17 protein-coding genes are annotated in these 15,962 nt (G+C 71.9%); 11 read left to right on the forward strand and 6 right to left on the reverse strand.

The features are described from left to right. Nucleotides 1-186: 186 nt before the first annotated feature. A complete protein-coding gene (locus tag DQ238_RS10685; protein WP_113781277.1) occupies nt 187-588 on the forward strand; it encodes a hypothetical protein in 402 nt (133 codons plus the stop codon). 60 nt (nt 589-648) lie between these two features. On the opposite strand, the gene DQ238_RS10690 is transcribed toward DQ238_RS10685, so the two are convergent. The 5 genes from DQ238_RS10690 to DQ238_RS10710 form a co-directional block, all read right to left on the reverse strand. Further along, nucleotides 649-2,022, reverse strand: a complete 1,374-nt coding sequence (locus DQ238_RS10690; protein ID WP_199506267.1) for a DUF2254 domain-containing protein — start codon at nt 2,020-2,022, stop codon at nt 649-651. A 180-nt stretch (nt 2,023-2,202) separates the two neighbouring features. Then, nucleotides 2,203-2,385, reverse strand: a complete 183-nt coding sequence (locus DQ238_RS22770; protein WP_158550759.1) for a hypothetical protein — start codon at nt 2,383-2,385, stop codon at nt 2,203-2,205. 148 nt (nt 2,386-2,533) lie between these two features. Then, entirely contained in the window at nt 2,534-2,830 is a 297-nt protein-coding gene (locus tag DQ238_RS23180; RefSeq protein ID WP_199506290.1) for a hypothetical protein, read from the reverse strand. Nucleotides 2,831-3,223: 393 nt separating this feature from the next. Next, nucleotides 3,224-3,727: a flavin reductase family protein gene (locus tag DQ238_RS10705; protein WP_113781280.1), complete on the reverse strand. Its 504-nt coding sequence runs from the start codon at nt 3,725-3,727 to the stop codon at nt 3,224-3,226. A 53-nt stretch (nt 3,728-3,780) separates the two neighbouring features. Then, a complete protein-coding gene (locus DQ238_RS10710; protein ID WP_113781281.1) occupies nt 3,781-4,212 on the reverse strand; it encodes an ester cyclase in 432 nt (143 codons plus the stop codon). 489 nt (nt 4,213-4,701) lie between these two features. Between DQ238_RS10710 and DQ238_RS10715 the strand changes: the two genes are divergently transcribed. The 6 genes from DQ238_RS10715 to DQ238_RS10740 all read left to right on the forward strand — a co-directional run bounded on the left by DQ238_RS10715 (nt 4,702) and on the right by DQ238_RS10740 (nt 9,430). Beyond that, nucleotides 4,702-5,313, forward strand: a complete 612-nt coding sequence (locus DQ238_RS10715) for an amino acid synthesis family protein (RefSeq protein WP_113781282.1) — start codon at nt 4,702-4,704, stop codon at nt 5,311-5,313. Further along, nucleotides 5,310-5,861: an amino acid synthesis family protein gene (locus tag DQ238_RS10720; RefSeq protein WP_113781283.1), complete on the forward strand. Its 552-nt coding sequence runs from the start codon at nt 5,310-5,312 to the stop codon at nt 5,859-5,861. Before DQ238_RS10715 ends, DQ238_RS10720 begins: the two co-directional genes overlap by 4 nt. Nucleotides 5,862-5,870: 9 nt before the next feature. Further along, nucleotides 5,871-6,602, forward strand: a complete 732-nt coding sequence (locus tag DQ238_RS10725) for an alpha/beta fold hydrolase (RefSeq protein ID WP_113781284.1) — start codon at nt 5,871-5,873, stop codon at nt 6,600-6,602. Beyond that, entirely contained in the window at nt 6,595-8,082 is a 1,488-nt protein-coding gene (locus tag DQ238_RS10730) for an aldehyde dehydrogenase (protein ID WP_113781285.1), read from the forward strand. Before DQ238_RS10725 ends, DQ238_RS10730 begins: the two co-directional genes overlap by 8 nt. 2 nt (nt 8,083-8,084) lie before the next feature. Next, a complete protein-coding gene (locus DQ238_RS10735) occupies nt 8,085-8,303 on the forward strand; it encodes a 2-hydroxymuconate tautomerase (protein ID WP_113781286.1) in 219 nt (72 codons plus the stop codon). 83 nt (nt 8,304-8,386) lie between these two features. Then, on the forward strand, nt 8,387-9,430 hold the full coding sequence (locus DQ238_RS10740) for an LLM class flavin-dependent oxidoreductase (protein ID WP_113781287.1): 1,044 nt from the start codon (nt 8,387-8,389) through the stop codon (nt 9,428-9,430). Nucleotides 9,431-9,638: 208 nt separating this feature from the next. Here the strand turns inward: DQ238_RS10740 and DQ238_RS10745 are convergent, their stop codons facing one another. Then, nucleotides 9,639-10,259, reverse strand: coding sequence for a GntR family transcriptional regulator (locus DQ238_RS10745; protein WP_199506268.1), 621 nt, complete (start codon nt 10,257-10,259; stop codon nt 9,639-9,641). A gap of 255 nt (nt 10,260-10,514) precedes the next feature. Between DQ238_RS10745 and DQ238_RS10750 the strand changes: the two genes are divergently transcribed. From DQ238_RS10750 to DQ238_RS10770, 4 genes are all read left to right on the forward strand, one after another. Then, a complete protein-coding gene (locus DQ238_RS10750) occupies nt 10,515-11,978 on the forward strand; it encodes a cytosine permease (protein ID WP_113781288.1) in 1,464 nt (487 codons plus the stop codon). After that, on the forward strand, nt 11,975-12,556 hold the full coding sequence (locus tag DQ238_RS10755) for a cysteine hydrolase family protein (RefSeq protein WP_233495873.1): 582 nt from the start codon (nt 11,975-11,977) through the stop codon (nt 12,554-12,556). The genes DQ238_RS10750 and DQ238_RS10755 overlap by 4 nt, the downstream gene beginning before the upstream one ends. Next, a complete protein-coding gene (ribB, locus tag DQ238_RS10760; protein WP_113781289.1) occupies nt 12,553-13,788 on the forward strand; it encodes a 3,4-dihydroxy-2-butanone-4-phosphate synthase in 1,236 nt (411 codons plus the stop codon). The genes DQ238_RS10755 and ribB overlap by 4 nt, the downstream gene beginning before the upstream one ends. 348 nt (nt 13,789-14,136) lie before the next feature. After that, nucleotides 14,137-15,921 (forward strand): thiamine pyrophosphate-dependent enzyme, encoded by a 1,785-nt coding sequence (locus DQ238_RS10770; RefSeq protein ID WP_113781290.1) that lies wholly within the window; start codon nt 14,137-14,139, stop codon nt 15,919-15,921. The last annotated feature ends 41 nt before the right edge of the window (nt 15,922-15,962 follow it).

Here is a 15,962-nt window from a genome sequence, read left to right on the forward strand (position 1 = left end):
AGCTGAGAATGATTCCCAGATAGCCACCCTCCCTCGTCCTCGCTGGATCGAGCCCCTCGCCGTCGACGGCCGTGCCGTCCATATCCACGCCGGCCACCAGGGACGTCCGTCGCCGGCTGCCGCCTCGGACCGCGGGTGACGGCCAGGATCTCGCCAGCGGCTCGGCAGGGACGAGCGGTCGCCCGGGTGTTCCTGCTGCCGGCCACAGTCATCGCGCGTGGCTCTTGGCGGTGCGGAACGGCATCGCCATCGACCCCGATCTCCGGCGCCGACCGTGTCGTCGACCAGCGCCGCCTCGAGGGCGTGGTGCAGCGGCGAGGGGCGACAGCGGTGATCGCCGGGCACGATGGTCGGGAGGCCCGCGAGTCCGCCGGCGGGCGGCCGGAAGGAGACGGAGATCCGATGACCGAGAGCGCGCCCCACAGGCCGGAGTCCGAGCTGAGGCCGTCCGCCGGGGAGCCGGACGCGGAGGCGGCCGACCGGCCGTCCGCGACGACGGCGGAACCGGACCGGGACACCGGAGAGGTTCCGGGCAAGCAGGTCCACCGCTGGAAGGACGATGGCGGCGCGGTGATCTCCGACGGCTGACCGGGCCGCTGGTCGACGTCCACCGCGTAGCCGGTCGGCCGGCGCACTCGGCCGTCGACCTCACCGGTGGACGCCGGCGGTCGGGTCGTCTCCCGGCAGGTGCCTGCTGTGGTCGGCGGGGTCGACCGGGTCGTACGCGATGGCCTGCAGCCGGGCCAGGTCGCGCGGATGCAACCCGGCCTCGATCTCGACGGCGTCCATCAGGCGGTCCAGCTGGCTGCGCAGGGCCGGGACCAGCTCCGGGTGCCGGGTTCGCTCGGCGTGCAGCACCAGCATGCGCAGGACCCGCAGCAGCGCGGTGACGACCTGTACCTGGGACGGGGCCGCGTGGCGGAGTTGGTCGAAGGCGTGCGCGACGTACTCCCCGTAGGACAGGTCCCAGGGCCGCAGCAGCAACCGGCCCTCCGCTCCCGAGACGGCTCTGGGCGGCAACTCCTGGACGAGCAGCTTGCGGAGCAGGCTGCCCAGCCGCAGCGTGACCTCGACGGCGGTCGTCGGATCGTTGATCGCCGAGCTGAGTGCCCGCAGCCCGATGTCCACGAGCTGGCGGATCGCGAAGTCCACGTCCTCCTGCATCGTGCGGTTGTCGGCCAGCACGACCGTGGCCGCCAAGCGGTGCTCCACCGCGTCGGTGTCGGCGGGAGCCGGCCAGAGGGTGACCAGCGGCTCGCCCTCGTGGATGTAGGCGCCGTTGCGGGTGTCGAACCGGAGCGTGGTGCCCGGCGGGACCGCCGCGAGCATCCGTTCGCTGGGAGCCTGGGTCACCCACCCGTCGCGGTACGCGGGCACCACCAGGCTGGCAGCGTCCGCGGGCGCCCCGGTGTCGCGCCCCGGGCGCTCGCCGCGCGATCCCTGCACCATCGCGTCGATCACCTGCTCGCCCTCCGCCGCGATGCTTCGCACCACCTCGCCGACCTGCAGCCCGCGGGCGAGGTGGTCCAGGTGGGCGACGATGAGCAGGACCGTGGTCACGGTCAGCGCGATCGCGATGGTCAGGGAGATCCGCGGCGCCGGTGTCGGGGCCTCCCCATCGATGTGCCGGATGGTCAGCACGCTGTAGACGAAGGTGGCGATGAGCAGCCCGATGACCACCTGGCTCAGCCGGTCCCGGATGAAGGAGCGCATCACGCGGGGCGAGAACTGGCTGCTGGCCAGCTGCAGGCTCACCACCGTCAGGGAGAACACCACACCCGCGGTGGTGATCATCGCGCCGGCCACCGTGCTCAACAGCCAGGTCGCGGCGTTGCTGCTGATCCCCAGCGTCAGCGGGACGTGACGGTCGGTGCCCACTGCGCGGTCGATGGCCGCGGTCGCCTCCGCCAGACCGGCTCCGCCGAGCACGATGATCGCCGGCAGGAAGAACAGGCTCTCGCGGAACCGGTAGAGCCCCGCAGCCACCCGCAGCTGCGGGAGCGGCCGAGGCCGTCTGTTCACCCGGCGGCCTCTCCGCCGGCTGCTGTGCCAGGCATCGTCGTCCCTCCGCACGCGTCGCTCGGATCGGGTCGGCCGCTCAGTACCCCGCGGAAGCCGGTTCGTGCTGCGATCCGGTCGCTGCACGGAGGCGCCCCTGCCACCGGACAGCGGCAAGGACGCCCACATGCGCTCGGTCAGGGGTCAGTCGTCGTCCTGCTGGTCCTCTCCGGTGCCGCCCTGCTGGTCGGCGTCCGCCTGCTGGGCGTCGTCCTCGGCCTCGGCCTCGGCCTCGGTCTCGGTCTCGGTCTCGGACTCGGGAACCTCCGCGTCGCCGGCGTCGACGACCGCCTCCTGCAGGGACCCGTCGGCACCGAGGACCTCCACCGTCCAGGAGACCGACCCGTCGTCGGCCTCGAGCTCTCGCGGTGTGCCGGGCGCTGCGCGGCCGGGAGGTGTGGACGCAGGTGCTCGTGCTGACCGCCCGTGATGCCGTGCCCGACCGGGTGCACGGGTCGGACTGCGGCGCCGACGACTACCTGGTCAAGCCGTTCGCCTTCACCGAGCTGGTCGGCACGCCGAGCGCGGCCAGCGACGAGGGCAGCCAACGACGCAGGAAACGCGCCGGTCGGTGTAGCAGCGCCGCTAGCAGCAGGGCCAGAACGACCGGCACGGTCACCAGCGCCAGCCCGGCCAGGATGGTGACGACGAGGTACAGGACGACGTCGACCAGCAGCAGCCGCCAGTTCCACGCCGCGGCCAGCCTCGGGTAGGGCAGGACCGGGCTGCGCCGGCCCGCGGCGCCGGCGACTGGCCGGGCGGGGGTCCGCACCGCGGCGGGTGGGTGCCCCGGCAGGCGGGCCTGCTGGGTTCGCGGACGCAGCGCGCCGGGACGGGGCGGCCAGGCGACCGAAGCCAGGCGCGTCCTCCACCCGGCCCTCGCGCCGCCACAACCGGCAGCGCTGCCTGTGCGACCTCCACGGACCGAGCGGGTTGGGTGCCGGCCCCGGGGGCAGTCGCCGACCACGCTCAGCGTGCGGCGTGCTCCCTCTCCCGTCTCAGGGAGCCCGCAGGGATGGCCGACGAGCACGACTCCGCCCAGTCGGACGGTCAGCCGGCGATGTCCAGTTCGTCGACACCGGAGACCGAGACGTGGATCTCCTCCCTCGTGCTCACCCCCGGGAGACGGAGAAGCTGGTCGTCTACCAGCACGCTCCCCGACTGGTCATCCCAGCGCGGTGAGTCGGCCACCGTCGAAGAACCGGCCGGCGCTGTAGACCATGGGTGTGCGGTCGGTCACCGCCGCCTCGACGACCCGGCAGATGAAAACGGTGTGGGTGCTGGCCTGCAGCCGCTCCCGGATCTCGACCTCCATCTGCGCGCTGCTGCGGTCGAGGAGCGGGCTGCCGTTCGGTGCGGGGCGCCAGTCCAGGCCGGAGAACTTGTCGTCCGACTTCACCGCGAAGCGGTTGACGACGTCGAGCTGGTCGACCGAGAGGATGTTGATGGCCAGGTGGTCGGCCCGGAACAGGCAGTCGTGCGTCGAGGAGGTGCGTTGGACGCAGACCATCACCGTCGGTGGCTCCAGGGAGACGCTCGCGAACGCGTTGACCGCCAGTCCCTTGGGGACATCGCCGTCCATCGCGGTCACCACGGTCACGCCGGTGACGAACCGCCGATTGACCTGCTTCAGCAGATCGGTGTCCAGGCGGGCGGGGGTGCTGGTCATCGGGAATCTCCTTGCAGCAGCAGCAGCAGCAGCAGCAGCGGGTGGACGGGCCGTCAGCGGTCCTGACCGACGCTGATGATGCCGAGCGCGGCCATCAGGGCGCTGGGGTCCCACGTGACGAACTCCTCCACGACCCGGTCGTCCTCGAAGCGCGCGAACGTCGCGCCGCAGACCTCGACCCGTCGGTGCGTCGCGGGGACGCCGAGGAACGAGCGCTCGTGTCGTCCGCTGCTGTGCCAGCGCACGGCGGCGCGGTCGGCCTCGACGACGATCTCGTCGATCGTGGTCGACAGGTCCGGAAAGGCCGAGCGCGTCGCGACGACCGCGGCCTTGAACTCGGTGAGGCCCTGCCCCTCGTCGGCGAGGTCCTTGCGCCGGCGGTAGTCGGGGCTCAGCAGCGCGTCCAGTGCATCGACCTCACCCCGGTCCCAGGCGGCGGTCCAGGTCTCCGCGATCAGCTTCCGGCGCGCGTCGGGTTGCGACATGGGGTCTCCTGTTCGTTGCCGCTCTGACACGGTGCGGGACGGCGTCCGCAGGTCGGTCCGCCGCTCCGACTCGGGTGAACGGTGCGGATCGGTCGCCGACCAGGACCTCGCGAGCCCGGAATCGGGATCTGTATCTGGTATGCCAGATGCAGTTAAGCACATCACACGCGGGCGTCAACACCCAAGGTCGTCGCGACTGCTCCGCTCTTCTCGGAGGAGGCACTACATCGGCTCTCACCAGTCATAAGGCTCCGGTCAGCTTCTTCCTGCCGGCGGATCGGCACGGTCACGCGGATCTGATCCGGTCGTCCGACGCCGTGCTCCTGCCCGTACTTGACCCGAACCGCGGGCATCGTTACGGTCCTCTGGCATACAAGAAGGAAGGCGAGGGTGATGACCGCGGGCGTTCGACACGGCGGCCGACACGGCGGCCTCATGACGGGCTCCCCGTCCACTCCGACCGGGCGGACGTGCGAATCCGACGGCCGGATGAGCACGGTGACCGCCGCCGGCGTCCGGAAGGTGACGCTCTACCGGGAGGCCGTCCTCTCCGAGGCCGGCAGCGAACCGGCGGAACGAGTCGATCGAGCCGCCGTCGCTGCCGTCCTCCCCAACCCCTGGCTCGGCACCGGTCCGGCGACCGACCTCTCCGGCCGAGCGGCCACGATCGCTCCCCTGCTGGCCAAACTGCTGACCGACCGGTTGATCGAGGCACTGGGTGGCGCCGACCGCATCGAGGCGTTCGGCAAGGCGGCCCTGGTGGGGACCGCCGGCGAGCTCGAGCATGCCGGGGCGCTGATCCACACCCCGTACTTCGGCAACCTGGTGCGCGAGTTCCTCGACGGGGAGTCGATCATCTGCTTCGCCGACGCACGCGCGGAAGCGGGGGAGGCGCTGATCGTCCCCATGTGGCACAAGACGCATGCGGCGACCCGCAGCCACTACCAGACCATCGCCGCACGCGTCTCCGATGCGCCCCGGGCGGACGAGGTGGTCGTCATCGCCGCAGCCTCCACCGGTCCCCGCCCGCACGCCCGTATCGGTGACCGCACCACTGACCCCGTCGTCACCGCAGACAACCTGGAGAGTTCGCTGACATGAGGGTGCGCAAGATCGTCACCATCGTCGAGGAGATCCGGTCCGAGGGCGGCCGGGAGGTCTTCCCCACCGCGCGCGTCGCCGTCGTCGCCGCCGTCATCCCCAACCCGTGGGCGGGCCAGGGGTTCGTGGAGGACCTCCAACCGGGCATCGACGCACACGCCTCCGACCTGGGCGCCCTCCTGGCCCCGCAGGTGATGGCGGCGCTGGACGCCCCTGCCGAGGCCTACGGCAAGGCGGCGATCGTCGGGCTCTCCGGGGAGGTCGAGCACGGGTCCGCGCTCATCCACACGCTCAAGTTCGGGGACCACTTCCGCAAGGCGGCCAACGCGACGACGCTGCTGCCGGCGGTCGAGAAGCGAGGCCCCGCCGGAGTCGTCTTCGACGTCCCGCTCAAGCACGTCACCGACGCCACCATCCGGTCGCACCACCAGACGGTGGAGGTCCGGATCGCCGACGCGCCGCACCCCGACGAGATCGTGGTGGCGCTCGCCGCCGCCGCCCAGGGGCGCCCGCAGCAGCGACTGGCCTCGCTCTCCACCGAGCAGTGAGCCGGGGTCATGCCGTCGCCGCCGCTGGTCCTGCTGCACGGAGTGGGGCTGGACGCAGGCATGTGGGAGCCCGTCGCGGCGCTGCTCGAGGACGACTTCGCGGTGTCGGCGCCCGATCTGCCGGGGCACGGCACCGGGAGGCCGGCACCGGACGGGATCACCCTCGCTGACCTCGCCGGGGCGGTCGCCGGGTCGATGCGTCCCGGTTCCCACGTGGTCGGGTTCTCCCTCGGCGCCCTCGTGGCGCAGCACCTGGCGCGCCACCGTCCCGACCTGGTGGCGACCCTGACCTCGGTGAGCTCGGTGTGCCGGCGCACCGAGGACGAGCGCGCCGCGGTCCTCGCCCGCCTCGATCTGGCCGCCACGGACTTCCCCGCCAGCGTGGCTGCAGCGCTGCGGCGCTGGTACGCGGGAACCGGCACGGACCCGGCGATGGTCCGCCGGACCGAGACGACCCTGCTGGCCAACGACGTCCGGTCCTACCTCGCCTGCTACCGGGTCTTCGCCACGGCCGATGCCGAGATCGCCCCGGAGCTGCCGCGGATCGAGGTCCCGGCCCTCGCGGTCACCGGCGAGCTGGACCCGGGGTCCACCCCCGAGATGACGTACCGGTTGGCCGAGGCGATCCCGGACTGCCGGGCCGTCGTCGTCCCCGGTGCACGACACATGCTCCCGGTCGAACGCCCGCGGGAGCTCGTCGCCTGTCTGACCACGTTCATCGGAGAGCGAGTCCATGTCTGACCTCGAGCGCTACGAGCACCACATCGGCGGGGAGTGGGTGCCTCCCGCCTCCGGCGAGTACTTCGCGAGCACCAACCCGGCCACGGGTGCGCCGCTGTACGAGGCGGCCCGGGGCGAGGCGGCCGACGTGTCGCGCGCGGTCCGGGCGGCGAGGGAGGCTCTTGCCGACCCACGGTGGCGCGACCTCAGCCAGACCCGGCGCGGGCACCTGCTGCGCCGCCTCGGGGACCTGATCGGCGAGCACGCCGACGAGCTGGCCCGGATGGAGACCGCGGACAACGGCAAGCTGCTGCGGGAGATGCGCGGGCAGCTGGCGACGCTGCCGGAGTACTACTACTTCTACGCCGGCCTGGCCGACAAGATCACCGGGGACGTGATCCCGACGTCCGACCGGAGGGTCCTCAACTACACGACCCGCGAGCCGCTGGGCGTCGTCGGCGCGATCACCCCGTGGAACTCGCCGCTGACGCTGACCACCAGCAAGCTGGCACCCGCTCTGTGCGCCGGGAACACCGTCGTCGTCAAGCCCTCGGAGTACACCTCGGCGACCGTGCTCAAGCTGGCCGAGCTGGTCACCCTCGCCGGGTTCCCACCGGGAGCGGTCAACGTCGTGACCGGCTTCGGCGCGGAGGCAGGTCAGGCGCTGGTCGACCACCCCGGACTGGCCAAGATCTCGTTCACGGGCAGCACCGCCACGGGGGCGAGGATCGCCTCGGCCGCGGCCGGTCGCTTCATCGGCTCCACGCTCGAGCTGGGCGGCAAGTCACCCAACATCGTCTTCGACGACGCGAACGTCGCCAACGCGGCCATGGGCGTGGTGGCCGGCATCTTCGCCGCCGCGGGACAGACCTGCATCGCGGGCAGCCGCGTCTTCGCGCACAGGGCGGTGTACGACGAGCTGCTCGAGCGGGTCACCGAACGGGCGCGCAGCATCCGCATCGGCGATCCGCTGGAGGACACCACCGAACTGGGCCCGCTGGCCTTCGCCGACCAGCGCGACAAGGTCGCCGGCTACGTGGAGCTGGGCCGCAGTGAGGGCGCCCGCGTCCTGACCGGCGGCCGCCCCTCCGACGGCGGCCTCGGTGGCTACTTCTACGAGCCGACCGTGCTGGTGGACGTCGACAACTCGATGCGCGTGGTCCGCGAGGAGATCTTCGGCCCGGTGGCCGCCGTCATGCCGTTCGAGAACGAGGACGAGGTCCTGCGGCTGGCCAACGACACCGAGTACGGCCTCGCGGCCGGCGTGTGGACCTCCGACCTGTCGCGGGCGCACCGGATGGCGGCGCGCCTGGAGGCCGGGACGGTCTGGATCAACACCTACCGGGCCATGTCGCCGATGTCGCCGCGGCAGGGCTTCAAGAACAGCGGCGTGGGCGTCGAGCACGGCACCGAGACGATCCGGGAGTACACCCGGCTCAAGAGCGTGTGGGTCAACACCAGCGAAGAGCCGGTGGCCGACCCGTTCGTGATGCGGAGCTGACCGTGCCGCTGGTCGAGGTGACGCTGGGCGCGGGACGGACGCCCGAGCAGGTCCGCGCCCTGATGCACGAGCTGCACGAGGCCGTGGCGAGGACGGTGGGAGCCCGGTCCGACCACATCCGGGTGGTCGTGCGCGAGGTCCCGCGCGAGCACTGGGCCACCGGCGACGTGACGCTCAGCGAGATGGACGCCCGCCAGCCCCCACCTCACCGACCGGACTGATCGTCGGACCGGAGAACGACGAGGCCGGAGCGCGGACGTGACCCTCCGGCCGGCACACCACCAGGAGACGAGGAGTCGATGTCGTGAAGTTCTCTCTGTTCGTGCACATGGAGCGCTGGGACGAGTCGGTCAGCCACCGCCAGCTGTTCGAGGACCTGACCGAGCTGACCCTGATGGCCGAGGCCGGCGGCTTCAGCACCGTCTGGATCGGCGAGCACCACGCGATGGAGTACACGATCTCGCCGAGCCCGATGCCGCAGCTGGCCTACCTGGCCGCTCGGACGTCCACGATCCGGCTGGGAGCGGGCACGATCATCGCTCCGTTCTGGAACCCCCTCCGGGTGGCCGGGGAGTGTGCGCTGCTCGATGTGATCAGCGACGGCCGGATGGAGGTCGGCCTGGCTCGGGGTGCCTACCAGTTCGAGTTCGACCGCATGGCCGGCGGCATCCCCGCCACCAGCGGAGGCGCCCACCTGCGGGAGCTCGTGCCGGCCGTGCAGCAGCTCTGGCGGGGCGACTACGCCCACGACGGCGAGATCTGGCAGTTCCCTCTGTCCACGAGCGTGCCCAAGCCGGTCCAGCAGCCCGGGCCGCCCATCTGGATCGCGGCCCGGGACCCCGACTCGCACGACTTCGCCGTCCGGTCGGGGTGCAACGTCATGGTCACCCCGCTGATGAAGGGGGACGAGGAGGTGGCGGACCTGGCCCGGAAGTTCGACACGGCCGTGGCCGACCACCCGGAGGTGACCCGCCCGCAGCTCATGGCCCTGCGCCACACCCACGTGCACCCGGCGGACGAGCCTGACGGCTGGCTGCCGGCCGCCCGGGCCATCTCGCGGTTCTACCGCACGTTCGACGCCTGGTTCGGCAACAAGACCACGCCGGTGAACGGCTTCCTCGACCCCAGCCCCGAGTCGAAGTTCGCGGGCCGCCCGGAGTTCGAGCCCGAGTCGCTGCACAAGACCGCGATGATCGGAACGCCGGAGGAGGTCATCGAGCGCATCCGGTACTACGAGGAACTGGGCGTGGACGAGTACAGCTTCTGGTGCGACAACAGCCTCCCGCACGCGGAGAAGGAGAAGTCGCTCGCGCTCTTCATCGAGAAGGTGGTGCCTGCCTTCAGGTAGTCCGCCTCGTCCGAGGAGCCGCCCCGGGCCCGGTCCGACCGTGTGGTCGGTGCCGCGCATCTCGGCGCACGTCGCAGACCACACGCATGCCCCCGGTCCATCGCGACCGGAGGCATGCGTGCGGTGCGGTCGTGCGGTGCGGTCGTGCGGTGCGGCCGTGCGCAGCGCGGGTGCGCCGGGGATGGTGCGGGCGATGCCACCGCCCCGGTCAGGTGTCCAACCCCACCATGACGGCGCGGTGGCTGGCGCGGACGTGGTCGCGCATCACACGCTCGGCGCTGTCGCCGTCCTTCGCGAGGATCAGGTCGAGTACCCGCTGGTGCTCGTTCTCCGACGCGCTGGCCCGGCCGGGCTGGGACAGCGAGGTACGGACCAGCCGGTTGTAGGCGAGCTGGTTCATCAGTATCCGGTAGTGACCGCCCAGCTTGGCGTTGTCCGACCCGGTGATGAGCAGCTCGTGGAACTCGTGGACCAACTGGGCGTAGCGCTCGGTGTCCCCGGCCGCGATGGCCCGGTCCGATTCGGCCACGTTCACCTGCATCGCCCGGAGTTCGGGCACGTCGCCGCGGGCGGCCATCAATCGGGCGGCTGCCCCCTCGAGCAGCTCCTTCATCACGAAGAGCTCGTTGATGTCGCGCCGGGACGGCGTGGCGACGAAGGTGCCGACGCGGGAGCGGACCTCGACCAGTCCCTCGATCTGCAGTTGCTTGAGCGCCTCGCGCACGGGCGTGCGGCTCACGCCGAAGGTCTCGGCGAGAGCGACCTCGGAGAGGACCGCGCCGGGCATCAGGTCGCCGTCGATGATCATCCGCCGGAGCTCGGTGGTCACCTGCTCCTGGAGGTTCGCCGTGACGACCTTTCGGGCCGCAGCCGGTAGGGCCATGGTCACGCGTCCGCTGGACCGCATGTGGGGCTTGCCATGGTACGTGTCTACGTTGCGAGGGGACGTGTGGTCAAGGTGCCTTGCCCACCTCACGACGCGCAGAGAGACTCGCAAGGACAGAGGCGCTGCCTGGTTGACAAGCCGTGGGCGCGCCCACATCCTCTCTGCCATACATCATGGCAGTCGACGGAAAGAGGAGCCATGGACAGCAGCGCTGCTGCCGCCGCGCCCGAGGACCGGGGATATCGGGACAAGATCGCCGCGGTCGAGCCGTACGGCGTCGACCACATCCCTGACGCGGAGCGGCACGGCAAGGGCAGCTCCCAGTTCTTCATCTGGTTCGCTGCCGGGCTGAACTTCCCGATCATGGTCCTCGGCTTCTCCGCGGTCAGCTTCGGGCTGTCCTTCGCCGGAGCGGTCTCGGCGATCGTGATCGGATCCCTGGTGGGCGCCCTGGTCCAGGGGCTGCTGGCCCAGATGGGGGCGCGGCTGGGCGTGCCGCAGCAGATCCAGGCTCGCGGCCCGCTGGGCTTCTTCGGCAACTTCCTGCCGGTGGCCTACATCAACGTCTTCGCCGGCGTGGGGTGGGCGGCCGTCACGGTGATCCTGGGCAGCAAGGCCTTCCACGAACTCGTGCCGGCGATCCCGGAGTGGCTGTGCGCCTTCGTCGTCGTCGCGCTGCAGCTGGTGGTCGCGGTCTACGGGTACAACATGATCCACTACCTCCAGCGGATTCTGACGTACGTCCTCTTCGCCGGCTTCGTCATGATCAGCGTCGTCTCGGTGGTGCGGGGTGGCGGGACCGCCATCGAGGCCAACCCGGACGCCCCCTTCTACGTCGGCTCCGTCGGAGGCTGGATCACCTTCGCCGGCTACTTCCTGTCGTTCCTCATCGCCTGGTGGCCGTTCGCCTCCGACTACTCCCGCTACCTCCCGGACGACGACCGGACCAGCCGGAGCGCCGGCATCTGGACCGTGGCCGGCAACTTCATCAGCCTGTCGTGGCTCGGCATCGCCGGCGCCCTCCTCGGCGGCGCCGCCGTGAGCGGCGAGGACCCGATCAGCGCACTGAACCGCCTCACCGGGCCGCTGGCCACCCCGGCGCTGCTCATCGTGCTGCTGTCCTCCTTCTCGCAGAACTTCCTCAACGTGTACGGCGGCGCCATCTCCATCCAGACGCTGCGCATCCCGATCAGCCGCCGGGCCGCCGTCGTGCTCATCTGCGTCGCCGCCTACGCCATCAGCCTGTGGGCCGGCAGCGGCTTCCAGGCCAAGTTCGAGACGTTCCTGTTCCTGAGCGCGTACCTCATCGCCCCCTTCGGCGCGGTCCTGCTCTTCGACTACTTCATCGGTGACCGCAGGGACAAGTCGCGCATCCCCGAGCTGTACGACGAGTCCCGCATCCTGAACTGGGGCTTCGTGGCCTGGCTCGGCGGCACCGTCGCGTCCGTCCCGTTCTGGCAGCTGGCCTTCTACGTCGGGCCGTTCGCCACGGCCCACCCGGAGTGGGGCGACCTCTCCTACTTCGTCGGGTTCGCGGTCAGCGCCGTCCTGTACCTGCTGACCTACCGGCTGCCACCGCTGTGGCGCTCCAGCCGCCGCGCCCCCCGGCGGATCGAGGCCGGCGCCGCCACGTCCGCCACCGACGGCGAGCGGGTGGCGTGACCGTGCCCTCGCGCACCGCGGATCCCTGGCTCGTCGTCATCGACATGCAGACCGCGTTCGCGGAGCCGGACAGCGCGTGGGCGGCGCCGGGTTACGACTCCGTGGCCAGCCGAATCCTCGGGTTGGTGACGCGCTTTCCCGGGCGGGTGGTCTACACGCGGTTCGTGCCGGATCCCGCCGAACCAGGCTCGTGGGCCGGCTACTACGACCGCTGGTCGACCATGCGGCTGCCTCCGTCGTCGTCGGCCTGGGACCTCACGATCCCCTCGGGAGAGTCGCCCGTCGTGTCGTTGCCGACCTTCTCCAAGTGGGGGCCGCAGCTCGCCGCCACGGTGGGTCCGGACGCGCCCCTCGTCCTGTGCGGGGTCGCCACCGACTGCTGTGTCCTCGCGACCGCGCTGGCGGCCGCGGACAGCGGCCGGTCGGTCACCGTCGTGCGGGATGCCTGCGCGGGAGTGTCCCAGCGTCATCACGACGAGGCCCTGTCGCTGCTGGACCTGCTCGCGCCGATGGTGACCGTGGTCGCCGCTGCGGACATCCCAGGACCGCAGGATGCCGACCGGAGGACCGTCGCATGACCGAGACCCCGGAGGCGGGCTACCGGCAGCGGGTCGAGCGGGCCGTGCGGGACATCAGGGCCGGCAAGGCCGTCGTGGTCGTCGACGGGACGGACCGGGAGGACGAAGGCGACCTCGTGTTCGCCGCCGAGGCGGCCACGCCAGAACTCCTCGCCTTCACCGTCCGGCACGGATCGGGGTTCGTCTGCGTACCGATGCAGCAGGCCGACCTGGAACGACTGCAGCTGCCCCAGATGTGCCCGCGCAGCGAGGACCCCTCCGGGACCGCCTACGCCGTCAGCGTCGACGCACGACACGGGGTCGGGACGGGCATCTCGGCGACCGACCGGGCACGGACCATCCGGCTCCTCGCGGACGCCGGCACCACTCCCGACGACCTGGTCCGGCCCGGGCACGTCGTCCCCCTCCGGGCCCGGCCCGGCGGGGTGGTGGAGCGGGCCGGGCACACCGAGGCCGCTGTCGACCTGGTCACGATGGCCGGGATGCGGCCGGTCGGGGTGGTCTGCGAGCTCGTCAACGACGACGGGACGATGGCCCGCCGTCCCGATCTGGAGCGTTTCTGCCGCGAGCACGACCTCGCGCTGGTCACCATCGCCGACCTGATCGCCCACCGGCGGCAGGCCGAGCTGGAGGTGATCGGGGTCGCGGCCCGGCTGCCGACCGAGTACGGCGAGTTCCGTGCGGTCGCCTACCGCACCAACCAGGGCGATCCGGAGCATCTCGCGCTGGTCGCCGGAGAGCTCGGGGACGGGGAGGACGTGCTGGTCCGGGTGCACTCGGAGTGCCTGCCGGGCGACCTCCTCGGGTCCACGAGTTGCGACTGCGGCGGGCAGCTGCGGACGGCGTTGGCCCGCGTGGCCTCCGCGGGACGCGGCGTGGTGCTCTACCTCCGAGGCCACGAGGGCCGGAGCACCGGTCGGCTCCACGAGCTGCTCAGCCATCACCGGGAGGTAGCCGGTCGTGCGGGGCTGCCCGTGGACGCCTGGGACTGTCTCGTGGCGCGACGGATCCTCGCGGACCTGGGCGTCCGGTCGATGCACCTGATGACGGACGACCCCGCCGCGGAGTCGGCTCCCCGCAGCCGCCGGGCGCTGGTCCCGACGACGCACGGCACCGTCGACGTCGCCCACCTCCGTGCCAGGCGTGACCGCACGCCACCCACCCGACTCGGCGGGGTGTCGTCCCCGGCCCGGAGGCCGCTGCCGGTGGCCGGTCGCGCCGTCGGGACGTGACGGCAACTGCCGGGAGCCGCTGTACAGGACGACCGTGCGTTCCTCCTCGCTGGTCGCCGGGCTGGAGTCGGAGCCGCCGGCAGGTGGTGGTCAAGGCGAAGGTCCTCTCGACCGCCCACCGCCGGGGTGGTACAGCGAAGCCCTTCTGGTGTCACGGTGCTGCACCGAGGCGGCGGTGACCAGCACCGGACCCGACCTGTGGCCAGCGTGGCCACCACGTCCTCCCCGCGCCGGGAGACGACGGGCATCCGCACCGCGTTTGTGCCCTGCCGTGCCTGGCTACCCGAGGGCGCGGCGGCAGCCCGAGAACACGGGAAGGGCCGCACGCCTTCGGGGACCGGAGCTCCCATGCCGAAGACCACCTCGGACCTGATCGTCGAGCGTCTGCTGGAGTGGGGGGTGGACACCTGCATCGGCATCTGCGGCGACCAGATCAACGGGTTCTTCGAGTCGCTGCGGACCCACGCCGACCAGATGCACTTCGTGCACGTACGGCACGAGGAGGCGGCCGCGCTGGCCGCGGTGGGGTACGCGAAGTTCTCCGGGCGGATGGCGGCCGTGGTGGCCACCGCCGGGCCGGGGGCGGTGCACCTGCTGGGCGGCCTCTACGACGCCCGCATCGACGGCGCCCCGGTGCTCGCCATCACCGGGTTGTCCTACCACGACACCATCGGCACCCACCTGCTGCAGGACCTGCCCTCCGATCGGATCCTCGCCGGCGCCTGCACCTACTCCGAGCGGGTCATGGGCCGCGCGCACGCGGTCCCGGTCACCGACCTGGCGGTGCGCAACGCGCTGGCCAACCGGACGCCGGCGCACCTGGCGATCCCGATCGACGTCCAGTCGCAGACCGACGACACGCCGTCGTCCAAGAACGTGCCCGGCCACACCTCGACCGCCGCCCAGCCCACGGTGGTCAGCCCGCCGGAGGAGCAGCTGCACCGGGCCGCGCAGCTGCTCAACTCCTGCAGCCGGGTGGCGATCTGCGCCGGCGCCGGCGCCCGCGGCGCGGGGGACGCGCTCGAGCAGGTGGCCGAGCTGCTCGGGGCGCCGATCGTCAAGGCGGGGCTGGGCAAGGACGCCGTCCCCGACGACAGCCCCTACACCACCGGCGGGATGGGGCTGATCGGCACCCGGCCGTCGCACGAGGCGTTCGAGAACTGCGACGGCTTCCTCGTCGTCGGCTCCGCCACGCCGTACGCCGAGTTCTGGCCGCGGCCCGGGCAGGCCCGCGGCGTGCAGGTCGACCTGCACGGCGACCGGATCGCGCTGCGCTACCCGGTCGAGGTGGGGCTGGTCGGTGACGCCGGGACGACGTTGCGTGCGCTGGCGCCGCTGCTCGAGCGCAAGGAGGACCGCTCGTTCCTGGAGCAGGCCCAGCAGCACACCCGGGACTGGTGGGACCTGCTGCGTCGACAGGCCGAGTCGCGCGACGTCCCGATGAAGCCGCAGGTGCTCACCTGGCAGCTGTCCGAGGCGCTGCCGGACGACGCGATCGTCACCGGCGTCGCGGGCACCGTGACGGCCTGGGGTGGGCGGATCCGGCTGCGCCGCGGCATGCAGTACTCGTTCTCCGGCACGCTGTGCTCGATGGGCTCGGCGGTGCCCTACGCGATCGGCGCGCAGCTGGCCAACCCCGGCCGCCCGGTGGTCGCCTTCACCGGCGACGGCAGCATGGCGATGGGCATGGGAGAGCTGGCCACCCTGGCGCAGAACGACCTGCCGATCACCGTCGTGGTGGTCAACAACGGCTCGCTGGCCATGGAGGTGTACGAGCAGAACGCGCTGCTGGGCAACCCCCAGTACGCCTGCCAGCTCTCCCCGGTCGACTTCGCGCAGGTCGCCCAGGCGTGCGGCGTGCGCGGCTTCCGGCTGGAGGATCCGGCCGACGCGCCCCGGGTGCTGGCCGAGGCGCTCGCCCACGACGGCCCGGCACTGGTCGACGCGGTGGTCACGCCGGACGAGCACCCGTTCGCCGACACCCTGAAGCCGGCCCAGGCGCAGAAGATGCTGACAGCGTTCGAGCGCGGTGAACCCGCCGCGCACCCCATCACCGAGAACCTGCTCGACTCCGGGATCGTGGAGATGTCACCGGCGCTCCAGTCGATCCGCGACCAGCTGAGCAGGTACTGAGGCGCCAGCACGCTGCCAGACCTCCCGGGAGCGGGTGGCCG

It is taken from the genome of Geodermatophilus sp. TF02-6, from assembly GCF_003319115.1.
GTDB lineage: Bacteria > Actinomycetota > Actinomycetes > Mycobacteriales > Geodermatophilaceae > Geodermatophilus.